The following is a 15,527-nucleotide window of genomic DNA, read 5'->3' as shown; positions in this document are numbered from 1 at the left end:
AAAAATAAGAATAAGTTGGGAGATATGCAAATGTATATTTGAATTTAAGGCTAAAGAAACAAGGTTTCTCTCTAATTTATTCTTTTTAAATCTAAATCTTGAAAATCATAACTAAAATCAGTCAATTCAGAAATGGGCTTCATTTTTATCATAATTGCTTTTCCGGTTGTGTCGCATTCAAAAAACAAATGTGCATCTGCATGAAAATAGGTATTATCCCATTTTACTACATAATTTGTGTCTTTGTAGAAAAAAACTTCACCAGTAAGTTGTGGAGATCGTTTTGAAACAAAATACAATCTTCCTTTTTTTTCTGAAAGTACTACTTCACCTAGCCAATTGTCTTTGTATGTTCCAATGAAACTTTTGAAATCAATTTTGATTTTCTCTTTTTTATTTTTTGATACAGTAGCCCAAACATCATCGGTTACTTTATCAGCAGAGGTTTCATATTCTTTTAAACTAGTGCTGTATTTAGTCACATAATCTTCTGATTGTATTCCTAAAAAACTGTCTTTTATAGTGTTGGTAATCGCTGAAAATGCAGCTCCTGATTGTTGATTGGTTAGAACAATAATTCCAAGGTTTAATTCAGGTAAAAGTGTTACTTGGGTAACAATACCCTCTAATCCTCCAGTATGACTTACTTGTTTGTAGCCTTTTACATCACTCAAAAACCAGCCTAATCCGTATCCGCTAAAATGAGTATTGTATGGTGCTCTCGTAGTTACAGGAATTATAGTTTGCAATTGCCACATCTCATTGTGTTCTTTTTCTGAAAATAGTTGCTTATTAGCAGAGCCATATTTTCCACTGTTCATTTGCATGATTACCCATTTGCTCATGTCGTTAACGCTGGAATAAATACCGCCGGCTGCATCTAAAATTGGATCTTTATAGCGTTTTATCACATGCAGTTTCCCATCAAGAGGTACATGCGGTGCAATTACATTTGTCGTGTCTTTCAATCGAACAAAAGAAGCGGCACTATTATTCATTTCCAATGGTTTTATAATACGCTCTTCTATAAAATCGCACCAGCTTTTTCCACTTGCCGATTGTATTACTTCTCCGGCAACGATATAAAGTAAATTATCATAATCATATTTGGTTCTAAAAGCCGAAGTTGGTTTCAAATATTGTAAATTCTCAATAATATCTGTTGGTGTAAAGTTACCGCCTCCAGGCCACATCATTAAATCGCCTGCACCAAGCCCCAATCCGCTACGGTGTGTCAATAAATCTCGAATCGTAAATTCATTCGTTACGTACTCATTATACATCTTGAAATTAGGAAGGTATTTGATTACTTTATCATCCCATTTCACTTTTCCTTCATCTACTAATATTGCCAAAGCGGCACTCGTAAACGCTTTACTATTGGATGCAACTCCAAAAAGCGTATTTGCATCCACTTTTTCGTTTGTTAAAATTGATTTTACGCCATATCCTTTGGCATGAATGATTTTTCCGTCCTTTACAATGGCGACAGCAATTCCAGGTACATCAAATGTTTTTAAGGTGCGATTTACTAATTCATCGACTTGAGTGGAACTGATTTGCGCGAAAGAAAGTGTCGTAGTAATTAAAGTGATTACAAGTAAGAGTTTATTTTTCATAGTATTTATATTTTATTGTTTTAAAATATGCAATCAAAAATTGTTAATCTAAAACCCTCTCTGTCTTTTGGCTTCAAAAATCAAGATGGCTGCTGCAACCGAAACATTCATGGAATCGATCTCGCCTTGCATTGGAATGATAATATTTTGGGTTGCTTCTTTTCGCCATTCCTCCGTCAATCCGGTGGCTTCTGTTCCTACAACCAACGCTGTTGACGTAGTATAATCCTGTGTGTGATATGAAGTTGAATTTTGTAAAGTCGCACAATAAAAATTGATTTTTCTTTCTTTCAAAAACGCAATAATTTCGGATGTTGTTCCGGTTGCAATTTGGTTGGTAAACAAACAACCCACGCTGGAACGCACAATATTTGGATTGTATAAATCGCTTTTTGGATTAGCAATAATTACTGCATCAAGATTAGCAGCATCGGCAGTACGAAGCAAAGCTCCAATATTCCCTGGTTTTTCCGGCGCTTCGGAAATAAGAATCAATGGGTTTTCAGATAATTTCAAATCAGATAATTGCATCGATTTGGTTTTGGCTACAGCCAAAATGCCTTCAGTGGTATCTCTATAAGCGAGTTTTTGATAGACTTCTTTATTGATTTCTATCAGTTCGGCATTTTTAGATAATTGACGGGCTTCGTTTTCTGAACAAATTTCAGGTAAAAATAACAGCGTTTCCATTTCGTAACCGCCCTTGATGGCAATAGAAATTTCGCGTTTTCCCTCAATTAAAAAGGTTCCGGATTGTTTACGCGCTTTTGCTTTTTCCTGCAATTGCACTAAAGATTTTATGTATGGATTTTGTATCGAAGTGATTTGTTTCAAGAGGTACAACTATTTAATTTATAGAAAACAAAGATACATAGAGAAAATTCAGTTTTCTATATTTGGATTCGAATATTTATCTGCTGTAATACACGTTGATTAAATGTAGCCAATAGGAGTTGGTTACACGAGTATTTTCTTTAATTTTGCCTGAATTAGATTCAATTAAAAGCATTCTTTTTATCCATTTTTAAATCCAAAAAAACAGTATGTTCCATTTATTAGACATCATCGGTACGATGGCTTTTGCCATGTCTGGCGCTTTGACGGCAATGAATAAAAAAATGGATCCTTTTGGTGTATTTATTATTGCATTTGTAACTGCCGTGGGTGGCGGAACCTTGCGAGACATCATGATTGGCAGAACGCCGGTGGGATGGATGCTGGACTTAAAATACGTTTATGTTATAATCATCGGATTTATATTGGCCATTATTTTTAGAAAAAAATTCGACAGATTACGAACTTCTTTGTTTTTATTTGATACTATTGGGTTGGGCGTTTTTACTTTGATAGGTCTCGAAAAAGGAATAAATATTGGACTTCATCCAGTTATTTGTGTAGCTTTAGGAACCATGACAGCTTGTTTTGGAGGTGTTATTCGAGATATTTTGTGTACTGAAATCCCAGTTATTTTTCGAAGGGAAATTTATGCTACGATCTGTATTTTGGGTGGAATAGTTTTCTTTATTCTTCGGGAATTTAATTTAGAAAATGATGTTTTATACCTGACAACCTCTTTAGTTATCATTTCGGCTCGTTTGATGGCGGTGAAATTCAAATGGTATTTGCCCACTTTAGAACATAAATAAAAAATGCTTAATTTCACGAAGTCTAAAATCAAATAGTGAAAAATTATTCCGTCAAACAATACCAGGAAAGCGATTATACAAATTGGAATGCCTTTATTGGTCAAGCCAAAAACGCTACCTTTTTATTTCACCGTGATTTTATGGAATACCACAAAGAGCGATTTGAGGATTTCTCCTTGATGGTTTTTGAGGATGAAAAACTGATAGCTGTTTTGCCGGCAAATAAAGCTGGAGCAAAAGTTTTTTCCCATCAAGGTTTGACGTACGGCGGATTGGTTTATTCTGCTAAAATAAATGGAGAAAAAGTAGAAATAATTTTAGATTCTCTTTTGTCTTTTTTTAAAGAAAATGAGATAGAATCTTTTTATTGTAAACCAATTCCATTTTTCTACTCTTCTGGCGGGAATCATGAAACCGACTTCTTTTTACTTAAAAGAGGCACTTTTTTAGATAAAAAAGAAATGAATCTCGCAATAAATTTGGCAATGCCTTTAAGGATTTCAAAAAGTAAATTAAAGCATTTCAGAAAAATTGAAGCGCTCGATTTAGAATTGGTGGAAGAACATCGATTTGAATCTTTTTGGGAATTGGTTTTAACGCCAAGGCTATTCGAAAAACATAACGCAAAACCGGTTCATACCCTACAGGAAATCACAAAATTAAAGGAAATTTTTCCCAATAACATCAAACAGTTTTCAGTGTATTATGAGGGCGTTATTATTGCTGGTATTACGTTATTCGAAACAGAAACTGTTGTAAAATCGCAATATGGAGCTACCACCAAGAAAGGCGAGGAGCTGCGCGCATTGGATTTTTTATTCATTCGTTTGATACAAAAATACAAGAGCGAAGGGAAGCTTTTTTTTGACATGGGTATCGTTACTGATGACAATGAAAAAGGATATAATGCAGGACTTTTGAAACAAAAAGAAGAATTAGGATGCTCTGTTTACAGTCAGGATTTTTATAAAATGAATCTCATATGATACCATTTCTTGATTTGAAAAAAATTAACGAACCGTATGAAACTGCATTTCAGGAAAAAATGAAAGCGGTTTTAGACAATGGCTGGTATATTTTAGGGAATGAAGTCAAGGAATTTGAAACCAGTTTTGCCAATTATTGCGGTACAAAGCATTGCATTGGTACGGGAAATGGTTTTGACGCTTTAGTTTTAATTTTTAAAGGGTATATTCAATTAGGGAAATTACAAAAAGGAGACGAAGTTATTGTTCCTGCAAATACCTATATTGCAAGTATTTTGGCTATTTTACAAGCAGATTTAATTCCTATTTTGGTTGAGCCAAAGTTGGAAACCTACAACATCAATCCCGATTTAATTTCAGATAAAATCACTTCGAAAACCAAAGCAATTTTAGTCGTTCATCTTTATGGTCAATTGGCTGAAATGAGTGCGATACATGAAATTGCTGTTGCCAATGATTTGTTGGTTATCGAAGATGCGGCTCAGGCTCATGGTGCAATCAGAAATCAGAAATCAAGAATCAGCAATCAAAAATCAAGCGTAGCGTATAGTTTTTATCCTGGGAAAAATCTGGGAACATTAGGCGATGCCGGTGCCGTTATCACAAATGATTCGGACTTAGCAGAAGTCATTCGATCACTTCGTAATTATGGTTCGGAAACAAAATATTATAATGATTATATTGGAGTAAATTCAAGATTAGATGAATTGCAAGCGGCTTTCCTTAACGTGAAATTACCCAATTTAGACACTGAAAATGAATGGCGAAGAACTATTGCCAGACGTTATTTGTCTGAAATTAAAAACGATAAAATAATAGTGCCAAATTGGGATTTATCAAATAACCATGTGTTTCATTTGTTTGTCATTCGAACACAAAACAGAATCGATTTACAAGACTATTTACACCAAAATGGTATTCAAACCGTAATACATTATCCAGTTCCGCCACACAAACAAAAAGCATTTTCTTCCGAAGCTTCGGGATGGAATCATTTATCTTTTCCAATCACCGAAAAAATTCATAATGAAGTGTTGAGTTTGCCTATAAGCCCAGTTTTGACGATGGATGAAGTGAGTTATATTGTTTCAGTTTTAAACAAATATTAGATGGGATTATTTAGTAGAATTAAACAATTGTGTTTTGTTACTTTTCGAATCAAAAAGTATGAATTTCTTTCAGATTGTAAAAGAGTTTTTGGTAAACCAAATCTTTTCTATCCATTATTGTTGAAAGGAAATGGAAAGATTCATTTTGGGAACAATGTTCAAATTGGTGTAGTTTCCTCTCCTTACTTTTTTTCAGGCTATACCTATTTAGAAGCCAGAAATGAAAATAGCGAAATTAACATTGGAAACAATGTTGCTATCAATAATGCTTTTTCTATTGTTTGTTTTTCTAAAGTTACCATCAAAGACAATGTTTTAATAGGCGGTAATTGCACTATTATTGATAATGATGGACATGATTTGAATATTGATAAAAGGAATGAGGGAAATCCAGATTCCTTTCCAGTGTACATTGGTGAAAATGTTTTCATTGGTTCGAATGTGTCTATTTTGAAAGGTGTTGAAATAGGGGATAACTCGGTTATAGGAAATGGATCTGTAGTGACTAAAAATATTCCCAAAAATGTTGTTGCAGCAGGGAATCCAGCTAAAGTAATAAGAAATTTATAATGTTGAAATTCATAAAACAAAATACACTTCTAAAAGTAGTATCACTTAATTCTATTTCCGTAGTGGTGAGTTTTGTTTTGGGAATTATTTCTACAAAGATTGTGTCCGTTTATTTAGGAACTTCAGGAATGGCATTATTGGGGAGTTTCAGGAATTTTACAGGAATGATGAAGTCTGTAACTACATTAGGTATAAACAATTCATTTATAAAGTTATTCGTTGAGAATAAAGAGGACAAGAAAGAAATAGGCATTATTTATTCTACTTTTTTTTGGTTTTTCCTCCTGGTTTCATCAGTCATGGGGTTGCTTATTTTACTCTTTGCCAATAATATTTCCGAATTTTTATTTTTCACCAATTCGTTTACCAATCCCATTCGTTTTTTTGGATTGCTGCTCCCTTTAATTGTTATCAATATATTTTGGATGGCAATCTACAACGCCTTAGAAAAGTATAAAAGGATTGTTATTCTACAGATTGTTTCCAATGTGTTGATTTTTGTTTTTACAGCTTTTTTAATTGTGAACCATGCTGTAAATGGAGGATTACTTGCTGTCGCCTTGGGCGAATTAATAATGGTTTTAGTGACGTTTGGGTTTGTTATAAAAGACAAAAGCTATTTTCAATTCAATCTCCAAAAAATTTTAGAAAAAAAATACCTGGATGTCATCAAGCGATTTTCTTCCATGGCATTATTGAGTGCTATAATTGCTCCCGCAACATTAATGCTGATACGGAATTTTATTATTGAAACACATTCCATTCAAGAAGCTGGAATCTGGGATGCAACGAATAAATTTTCCAGTTTTTATATGTTAGTTTTTAGTTCTGGATTATCATTGTACTACATGCCTAAATTAGCTTCTTTGACAACAGATGCAGCGTTTAAAGCGGAATTGAAATCCTATTTTAAAGTTTTTGTTCCGTTATGTTTATTGGCATTAGTAGCTGTTTTTTTGTTGAAAGGAGTTATATTGAATATAGCTTTTACTTCAGCGTTTTTAAAAGTGAATGATGTGTTGATTTGGCAGCTTTTAGGTGATTTTTTAAGGATAATGACATTAGCTTTTGGGTATCAAATCGTTGTTAAAGCAAGTATTAAAAAATATTTTATTCTTGAAATAGTGTTTAATGTAGCGTATCTTTTATTGTCTTTTTATTTAGTGCCGCTTTTTTCTTTTGAAGGAGCTTTACAGGCGTATTTTTTTGCCAATTTAATAGTGTTCGTTCTGATTTTATTTATGTTTAGGAAATTGTTTTTGAATTCCAAGACGCCAAGTACTGATTCGCAATATTAATATAATCATGCTCTTTTTCGATAAATGCTCTGGCACGTTTTCCAATAGTAATAATGGCTTCGGGATTTTCAATCAAAAAGGAAAGTTCATTTACCAAAGAATCTACATCTGGTAATGCATTTATATTGATTCGTTCCTTTAAATTATAATGATCCATAAATTCTTTTCCACCGCCTGTAAAAACTACTTTTCCTTTTGCCATAGCTTCCAGGGCGTTGTACCCTTGGTCGTTAGCATAGATTTGATCTAAAACGATTTGTGCGCTATTGTATAAATGTATATAATCTTCATAAGGAAGGTTTTCAGTGATAATCACAGCTACTTTTTTAGCATATTTTTCCTGAATAATTTGCAACGCTTTTTCAAAATAAGCAATTCCTTTTTTGATGTAGCTGGAACGATTTATGCCAAGAAAAATAACAATTTTATCGTTAATTTTTTGTTCTTGAAACTCAATTTTTAGGGTGTTAACCGGATTCGGAATGAAATGAACGGAATATCCCATTTTCTCCATCGGAATTTTATAATCTAAATCGGAGGCAACTAGGTTTTGGCAGTTTTCGACCAACCAATCAAAGGTTTTTCGATAGTCTTTTGTGGTGTACTTTAATGGATATTCAAAATGTTCTTTTAACGAATTATCCTCGAAATAAGGAGTCAGAATACTGTAAGCAGACTCTTTTTTGAGTAAATAATCAATAACCGGGGTTTCGTCACCACAGATTAATAAGCTCCTGTTTTTAATTTTTTTGAATATCTTTTTATAGAGTATTCGGGACAAAAATGGGAACGTTTCAATTGCGTCCGAATTAATGAGCTGTACGTGATCAAAGTTTTTTAATTGTGGTAATAAAAGGAAAAATCGAAGACTTCTTTCAGCTTTCTCTAAATTGATGCCCGTGAGTTTATAAAGGATATTTTTGATTTTTCGAGGCAGCCAATAACCCGATAAAAATGCTGGATGGAACGAATAATCACTATCGAATTTTTTGAAATGATCTCCTGATGACAACAAAATAACTTCATGTCCCAGCATTATCAATCCTTCTTTTAAAGAATTATGCAATCGACTGTATTCGCCAATCAAAAGTATTTTCATTTACAAAGCTGAATTATTTATATTTGTGTAAATATAGTAACAAATTGATAAAAGAATTTAAAAAAGGAGATCTTGAAATAGTAATGGCTACGATGAATAGGGATTCTTTGGATTTTTTGATTCCTATGTTTCCTTTCTGTCATTTTTCAGAATTTTCAATTTTAATTATCAATCAAACCTCTGAAAATAAACTGTTGGTTTCAGATTTTCCTTCCGTTAGAGTTGTAAATTCATTTGAAAAAGGGTTGTCGAAAAGCAGGAATTTAGGCTTACAAAATGCTCATAGAAAAATTGTTTTATTAGCCGATGACGATGAAGTTTTCAAGGAAGATTTTGAAAGCAATATTCTGGAAGCCCACAATAATTATCCTGAGGCAGCCAGCATTTGTTTTGCAATTGAAGGTTCAAATGGTTTGTTATTTAAAAAATATCCTTCTCAAACAAAATTGCAACTAAATAATCTAGATATTTTTAATATTTTGTCGATTGAAATAAGTTTAAAAAAAGCGTTATTCGATCAACTAAAGATTAAGTTTGATACTAATTTCGGACTTGGAAGTTCATTTATGATGGGAGAAGAAGCTATTTTTTTGTCGGATTTGAAAAATCAAAAACAAAACATAATCATTGTTCCCAAGGTTATAGCAGTTCATCCTGCGGTTTCAACAGATGATAAATTAAATTTGGAACAAAGGTATTATGTACTGGGTGCTTTCTTGACCAGAGTTTCAAATTATAATTATCTTAAAGGGGTTTTTTTGAAACTGTTTTTTGATATTAAACAAAGCAAGATTAAAATAAACCAAGTTTTTTCAGCACTAACAAGCGCAAACAAAGGAAAAGAAGATTTTTTACAAATTACGAAATGAAAACAACTCTTAACGCTATACAATTAATAAAAATTCCTGTTGTGGAAGATACACGTGGAAATCTGGCATTTATTCAAGAGGATGTTTTGCCATTTGAATTCAAACGTGTGTATTATCTTTTTGATGTGCCTAGTAATGCTTACAGAGGTGGGCATTCACACATTACGCAGCAAGAAACGCTGATTGCTTTGAGCGGAAGTTTTGAGGTTGTTCTTCAGGATGGATTAGAAAAAAAATCATTTATATTGAACAAACCAAATGTTGGATTGCTTATACCAACAGGTATTTGGAGAGAATTGCAAAATTTTTCTTCTGGAGCCGTTTGTTTGGTTTTGGCATCTGGTGTTTTCAAAGAAGAAGATTATATTAGGGATTTTGATGAATTTTTGGAATCAAAAAAATGAAGCTTCTTTATATAGTTCCCAACATAAATAACGAAGGCGGTGTAGCCAGAGTCCTTTCGATAAAAGCTAATTATCTGGTTGAAAAATTGGGATATGAAGTTCATATTCTGACTCAAAACGAGGGTTTCTATCCTTTGTTTTATTCTTTTAATTCCAATATTATTTTTCACGATTTATCATTGAAAGGTAACTTTTTTCAGTTTTTTAATTCTTTTGCGAAAGGGTTAAAAAGTAAAATTAAAGCAATTCAACCCGATATTGTTGTTGTTTGTGATAATGGTTTAAAGGCATATTCAATTCCTTTTATTTTAAAAAATAAAGTTCCTCTTATTCTAGAAATGCACAGTTCTAAGTTTGTTGAAGAAAGAGAATTAAAGGATGATTTCTTGACGAAAATGGTGTCTAATGGTATTCATGCTTTAAAAAAAATCGGGATAAAGAAATACAATCGATTTGTTGTTGTAACGAGCGAAAGCATTGCAGAATGGAATATAGATAATACAATTGTTATTCCAAATCCCTTGTGGTTTACTTCAGAAAAATCGAGTGCTTTAGAAAGTAAAAAAGTCATAGCTGTTGGCCGTCATACGTATGAAAAAGGATTTGATAGAATGTTGCAAATCTGGAAAAAAGTTGTTGCAAAACAGCCGGATTGGACTTTGGAAATTTACGGCAAATCAGCTAAAAATATCGATTTAAAATTGTTGGCTGAAAACCTAAATGTTTCAGACAATGTTGTTTTTTATGAACCGGTTCAGGATATTGATATAAAATATTTAGAAGCTTCATTTTATCTGATGACGTCTCGATTTGAAGGTTTTGGGATGGTTTTAATTGAGTCTATGGCTTCCGGATTGCCTTGTGTTGCTTATGATTGTCCGTGTGGGCCAAGAGGAATAATTTCTCAAGGTGAAAACGGTTTTTTGATTGAAAACGGCAACGAATCAGATTATGTAAAGGCTGTAGTAACTTTAATCGAAAATACGACATTAAGAAAAGAAATGGGGAAAAAGGCAAAAATATCCAGCGAAAAATACAATATAGATGCTATTATGCAAACTTGGAATCAATTATTTATTGGACTCAAAAAGGATTAATTTTTATCATTTATAGAGCATAAATAGCCAACTCGAAACCAATTAAAAAGGAATAAATTAGGATTCTTTCCGGTCAAATTCTGCAATAGATGTTTCTCAAAAATGGAATGTATTTTTGAAATGATAAAAGTGGATTTTGTTCTTTTTAAAAAATGATACAATTGAATCAGTCTTACAAATTCAATATCAATTTTTTCTTCTTTGTACAGCGAAATCAAATTTTCTAAAGACTCTTTGGCTTTGTTCAAATAAACCAAATTGGTATCAATATCTCCGTGTTCAACAGGATTTTCAATGTGATTTACTTTAGATTTTAATAAACTCAATTGATATGAAAGTTGGGTGTCATCATGACCGTATTTCTTTCTGTTTTTGTCAAATTTTACTTTATTGAAACAGTCTTTTCTAATTACGGTATTGTTAAAAAGTAACGATTGGTGCGGTTTTTTCTTTCGGTTTATTGCAGACTTATCCTCAATAAACCTTCCGTATTTCCAACGTAGTTTTTGGTTGTCGGAAGGACATTTTTCAGGATGTAACCTACCGCCATAAACAACATCAAAATCATGAAGGTTGTCAATGTATTTTTTTATGTAATGGTCATGAATAATAATTGAATCTCCGTCAATGAAAAGCAAATAATCAAATTTTGCTTGTTCGGCAAGGGAATTTCTGTTTTCACGATGTGCCAGATTTTCTTTTAAGGAGACAAAACTGCAATTTGATAATGCATTCACATTTTCATTGAGTACATTCAAACCTGATTTTGAAGCATCGTCTTGGCATAGAATTTCAAAATCTATTCCGCAATCCATACATTGTTTGTGCAACTCTAAAACAAGAGGATAAACATTGTAATTGTATATTGGAACAAGAATGGAGAGCATTATGCCGTTCTCTGAACCACTTCAAAGATTTTTGCATCTTCACATTTCAATGTTTTAGATGGGAATTTCATCAATAATGCATAATCGTGTGTGGCCATAATGATGGTTTTTCCGTTAGCATTGATGCTTTTTAATACTTCTAAAACTTCGGCACTGGTTTGTGGATCAAGGTTTCCTGTTGGTTCATCAGCAAGGATTAATTCAGGGTCGTTCAGTAAAGCTCTGGCAATGGCAACACGTTGTTGTTCTCCTCCAGAAAGTTGATGCGGCATTTTATTGCCAAATTCTCTCATCCCTACTTTATTTAAAACCTCGTCAATCTTGTTTTGCATTTCTACGTTGTCAATCCAGCCGGTGGCTTTTAGGACAAATAACATATTGTCTTTTACAGTTCTGTCCGGTAATAATTTGAAATCTTGAAAAACGATTCCAATCTTTCTTCTCAAAAACGGAATGTCATCTTCTTTTAAAGTGGCTAAATCAAAATCTACAATATTTCCTTCTCCTTCTGTTAAAGGTAAATCAGCATATAAAGTTTTCATTAAACTACTTTTTCCAGAGCCTGTTTTTCCAATAATATAAAGGAATTCACCATGTTTTACCTCCAAGTTTACTTGGGATAAAATAGATTTACCTTCTTGGTAAATATTTACATTTTTTAGAGACAGTACGGATTGTGACATAGTTTGCATTTGTTTATTGGGTAAAAGTAATAAGATAACGGTTCTATTCAAAATAAATTCTATTCAATTAGATAGAATTCTGATAATTATAAATAATAAGTCAAAGTGGCTGAGTTTAAAGGGATGAATAAAGTTAAATTCTTCAGTGTTAAAAAAAATGTTCATAATAAAAGCCGATAACGATTCGTTATAGACTTCAGAATATGATACATTTGAATTATTAAAATAAAATCACAATGCGTAAAATTTCTTGGCTCTTCTTTATTCCAATTTTCATTATAACTGCCTCTGTTTCGGCACAAAAATCAACAATTTACACTCACGATTCAAAAGATTTCAATAAAGCGGTTTCTTTATTTAAAGATGCGCAATATGCATCGGCGCAACTAATTTTTAATAAAGTAAAGGAAACAGCGACTACTGAAGAACTAAAATCAGATTGTGCCTATTATGCCGCTAATTGCGCCATTCGAACCAATCAATCCAATGCGGATGAATTAATGGAGCAATTTGTTTCGGATTATCCTACGAGTGTAAAACAAAATCAGGCGTACATTGAAGTGGCACATTATCATTTTAACCAAGGGAATTATCCGCAAGCATTGCAATGGTTTGATAAAGTGGACGAAAGCAGTTTAAGCAGAAACGACCAAGATAAATTCAATTTTCAGAAAGGGTATAGTTTTTTTAATGCCAAAAAGAAAAAAGAAGCTACAGTGTATTTGAATAAAGTCGTAAACTCTGCCGAATATGGTTCTCAAGCCAAATATTACTTGGGATTTATGGCGTATGAAGGTGATGATTACAAGCAGGCAACAAAGTATTTTGATGAAGTTTCAGGTGAAGAAAAGTACAAAGAAAAGCTTTCGTATTATCAGGCTGATATGAATTTTAAGTTGGGGAATTTCCAAAAAGCAATTGATTTAGGACAGAAAGCAATGGCTAAATCAACTCCTTTGGAAAAATCTGAACTGAGTAAAATCATTGGCGAAAGCTACTTCAATTTGAAACAATATGATAAAGCAATTCCATATTTAGTAGATTATAAAGGAAAAAAAGGAAAATGGAATAATACGGATTTTTACCAATTGGGATATGCGTATTACAAACAGAAAGACTACGAAAACGCGATTTCTCAGTTCAATAAAATCATTGGAGGGAAAGATTTTGTAGCGCAAAATGCCTATTATCATTTGGGAGAAAGTTACCTGAATACAGATAAAAAACAGCAGGCTTTGAATGCTTTCAAAAACGCTTCTGAAATGGATTTTGATTTGGCAATTCAAGAAGATGCGAGCCTGAATTATGCAAAATTAAGTTATGAATTAGGAAATTCGTATCAAAGTGTACCAGCGGTTTTACAAGCTTTTTTGAAAAAATATCCAAATAATGCAAGCCGTTCAGAGGTGGAGAAATTATTGATAGATTCTTATATTTCGTCTAAAAACTACAAAGAAGCCTTAGTTTTATTGGAAAAAAATAAATCACCAGAAAACAAATTAGCGTATCAAAAAGTACTTTTTTACAGAGGTTTAGAATTATACACCGATGGAAATTATCCGGAAGCCTTGAAGATGTTCACAAAATCTGTGAGCGAACAAAAAGATGCCGTTTTTACTGCTCGTGCTACTTTCTGGCAAGGTGAAACAGAATATGTTTTGAATGATTTCAAAGACGCGTTATTAAGCTTCAAGCTATTCATTGGTGCAAACCAAGCGGCTACAACACCAGAATTTAAAAACAGCAATTACAATATTGCTTACACGTATTTTAAATTGAAAGAATACGATCAAGCGGGTAATTATTTCCAAAATCAAATAGAAAAAGCACCTTCGGATAAAGTACGTTTGAATGATTCGTATTTGCGTTTGGCGGATTGCCGTTTTGTAACTTCAAAATACGGTCCGGCTATGGATGCGTACAGTAAAGTGATAGAATCTAAAAGTGTAGATGCAGATTATGCGTATTTTCAAAAAGCGATTTGCTATGGATTTATAGCAAAAAATGACAAGAAAATAGATGAGCTAAATGCTTTTTTACAATTATATCCAAAATCAGAATACAGAGACGATGCACTTTTTGAATTGGCCAATACGTACGTTGCCGAAAATCAAAATGATCTTGCCGTTAAAACGTATGACCGTTTAAATACGGAATTTAAAAAAGGTTCTTTCACTTCCAGATCTATTTTGCGTCAGGGATTAGTGTATTATAATACGGATAAAGACGAGCAGGCATTGTTGAAATTTAAGAAAGTGGCAGCTGATTTCCCTAGAACTCCGGAGGCTTTAGAAGCTGTAGCCACCGCTAGATTAATTTATGTGGATAATGGCAGAGTAGATGAATATGCAACTTGGGTTCGTACGTTGGATTTTGTTGCTGTAACAGATGCAGAGCTTGATAATGACACGTATGAAGCTGCTGAAAAACAATTTCAACAAAATAATGTTAAGCAAGCAATAGCAGGATTTAGTGGTTATATAAACCAATTTCCTCGTGGGATTCATGCTTTAAAAGCTAATTATTATCTTGCTCAATTGTATTATTCTGAAGGTTCGGAGAGTAAATCTATTGCTAATTATGAATATGTAATTGCGCAATCCAGAAGTGAATTTACAGAACAATCGTTATCAAGATTAGCTCAAATTTTCCTTAAAAATAAAGAGTATGAGAAAGCAATTCCGGTTTTATCCCGTTTAGAAAACGAAGCGGATATTTCTCAGAATAAAACTTTTGCACAATCTAATTTGATGAAATCGTATTATGACAAAAAGGATTATCCAAATTCAGTTATTTATGCGGAGAAAGTATTGATGAATCCTAAAACGGATGATAATGTAAAAAGTGATGCGCAAATTATCATAGCGCGTGCGGCAATTGAAACAGGTGATGAAGCGAAAGCGAAAGTTGCCTACGCAAAATTAATGATTATTGCTAAAGGAGAATTAGCTGCCGAAGCCTTGTATTATGACGCTTATTTTAAAAATAAAGACGAAAAGTTTGAAGCTTCTAATACTGCTGTTCAAAAATTAGCGAAAAATTATTCCAGCTATAAATATTTTGGTGCGAAAGGATTAGTCTTAATGGCGAAAAACTTTTACGGACTAAAAGACAGTTATCAGGCAACCTACATTTTAGAAAATGTAATCCAAAATTTTACTGATTTTACGGATGTAGTTTCAGATGCACAAAGAGAATTGGATACTATAAAAGCTGAGGAATCTAAAACAAATTCATCGATAACTAAATAAAGAAGGCTG

The 15,527-nt window shown here is 32.8% G+C and carries 14 protein-coding genes; 9 read left to right on the top strand and 5 right to left on the bottom strand.

All coding sequences use genetic code 11. The features are described from left to right. Positions 1–71: 71 nt before the first annotated feature. Together QLS65_RS00555 and QLS65_RS00550 are read right to left on the bottom strand one after the other, a co-directional pair. Positions 72–1,619 carry a serine hydrolase gene (locus QLS65_RS00555; protein ID WP_282714560.1) on the bottom strand — a complete coding sequence of 516 codons (1,548 nt, stop codon included), beginning with the start codon at positions 1,617–1,619 and terminating at the stop codon, positions 72–74. Positions 1,620–1,667: 48 nt separating this feature from the next. Continuing rightward, positions 1,668–2,453 (bottom strand): TrmH family RNA methyltransferase, encoded by a 786-nt coding sequence (locus QLS65_RS00550; RefSeq protein ID WP_282714559.1) that lies wholly within the window; start codon positions 2,451–2,453, stop codon positions 1,668–1,670. A gap of 209 nt (positions 2,454–2,662) precedes the next feature. Here QLS65_RS00550 and QLS65_RS00545 point away from each other — a divergent pair, with 209 nt between their 5' ends. The 5 genes from QLS65_RS00545 to QLS65_RS00525 are packed head-to-tail and all read left to right on the top strand — an operon-like array spanning position 2,663 to position 7,228. Next, the gene (locus QLS65_RS00545) at positions 2,663–3,265 is read left to right on the top strand and encodes a trimeric intracellular cation channel family protein (RefSeq protein ID WP_282714557.1); all 603 of its coding nucleotides are present in this window, start codon (positions 2,663–2,665) and stop codon (positions 3,263–3,265) included. 35 nt (positions 3,266–3,300) lie between these two features. Beyond that, entirely contained in the window at positions 3,301–4,251 is a 951-nt protein-coding gene (locus QLS65_RS00540) for a FemAB family protein (protein ID WP_282714555.1), read from the top strand. After that, positions 4,248–5,360, top strand: coding sequence for a DegT/DnrJ/EryC1/StrS family aminotransferase (locus QLS65_RS00535; protein WP_282714553.1), 1,113 nt, complete (start codon positions 4,248–4,250; stop codon positions 5,358–5,360). The genes QLS65_RS00540 and QLS65_RS00535 overlap by 4 nt, the downstream gene beginning before the upstream one ends. After that, complete coding sequence (locus tag QLS65_RS00530; protein WP_099714629.1) at positions 5,361–5,930, top strand: acyltransferase; 570 nt, start codon at positions 5,361–5,363, stop codon at positions 5,928–5,930. Then, a complete protein-coding gene (locus QLS65_RS00525) occupies positions 5,930–7,228 on the top strand; it encodes an O-antigen translocase (protein ID WP_282714551.1) in 1,299 nt (432 codons plus the stop codon). Before QLS65_RS00530 ends, QLS65_RS00525 begins: the two co-directional genes overlap by 1 nt. Here QLS65_RS00525 and QLS65_RS00520 read toward each other — a convergent pair. Beyond that, complete coding sequence (locus QLS65_RS00520; RefSeq protein WP_282714549.1) at positions 7,176–8,327, bottom strand: glycosyltransferase family protein; 1,152 nt, start codon at positions 8,325–8,327, stop codon at positions 7,176–7,178. The two genes, QLS65_RS00525 and QLS65_RS00520, sit on opposite strands and share 53 nt — an antisense overlap. 44 nt (positions 8,328–8,371) lie before the next feature. On the opposite strand from QLS65_RS00520, the gene QLS65_RS00515 reads away from it, so the two are divergent. The 3 genes from QLS65_RS00515 to QLS65_RS00505 are packed head-to-tail and all read left to right on the top strand — an operon-like array spanning position 8,372 to position 10,697. Further along, complete coding sequence (locus tag QLS65_RS00515; RefSeq protein WP_282714547.1) at positions 8,372–9,196, top strand: glycosyltransferase family 2 protein; 825 nt, start codon at positions 8,372–8,374, stop codon at positions 9,194–9,196. Beyond that, positions 9,193–9,600 carry a sugar 3,4-ketoisomerase gene (locus tag QLS65_RS00510; protein ID WP_282714545.1) on the top strand — a complete coding sequence of 136 codons (408 nt, stop codon included), beginning with the start codon at positions 9,193–9,195 and terminating at the stop codon, positions 9,598–9,600. The genes QLS65_RS00515 and QLS65_RS00510 overlap by 4 nt, the downstream gene beginning before the upstream one ends. After that, the gene (locus QLS65_RS00505) at positions 9,597–10,697 is read left to right on the top strand and encodes a glycosyltransferase family 4 protein (RefSeq protein WP_282714543.1); all 1,101 of its coding nucleotides are present in this window, start codon (positions 9,597–9,599) and stop codon (positions 10,695–10,697) included. Before QLS65_RS00510 ends, QLS65_RS00505 begins: the two co-directional genes overlap by 4 nt. On the opposite strand, the gene QLS65_RS00500 is transcribed toward QLS65_RS00505, so the two are convergent. Both QLS65_RS00500 and QLS65_RS00495 read right to left on the bottom strand, forming a co-directional pair. Next, positions 10,694–11,584: a glycosyltransferase family 2 protein gene (locus tag QLS65_RS00500; RefSeq protein WP_282714541.1), complete on the bottom strand. Its 891-nt coding sequence runs from the start codon at positions 11,582–11,584 to the stop codon at positions 10,694–10,696. The two genes, QLS65_RS00505 and QLS65_RS00500, sit on opposite strands and share 4 nt — an antisense overlap. Beyond that, positions 11,584–12,267, bottom strand: a complete 684-nt coding sequence (locus QLS65_RS00495) for a cell division ATP-binding protein FtsE (protein ID WP_099714636.1) — start codon at positions 12,265–12,267, stop codon at positions 11,584–11,586. Before QLS65_RS00495 ends, QLS65_RS00500 begins: the two co-directional genes overlap by 1 nt. 236 nt (positions 12,268–12,503) lie before the next feature. Here QLS65_RS00495 and QLS65_RS00490 point away from each other — a divergent pair, with 236 nt between their 5' ends. Then, a complete protein-coding gene (locus QLS65_RS00490) occupies positions 12,504–15,518 on the top strand; it encodes a tetratricopeptide repeat protein (RefSeq protein WP_282714539.1) in 3,015 nt (1,004 codons plus the stop codon). The last annotated feature ends 9 nt before the right edge of the window (positions 15,519–15,527 follow it).

It is taken from the genome of Flavobacterium algoritolerans, from assembly GCF_030010385.1.
Classification (GTDB): Bacteria; Bacteroidota; Bacteroidia; order Flavobacteriales; family Flavobacteriaceae; genus Flavobacterium; species Flavobacterium algoritolerans.
The sequence above is the reverse complement of the archived record's forward strand: the minus strand, read 5'-3'. Positions and strand labels throughout refer to the sequence as shown.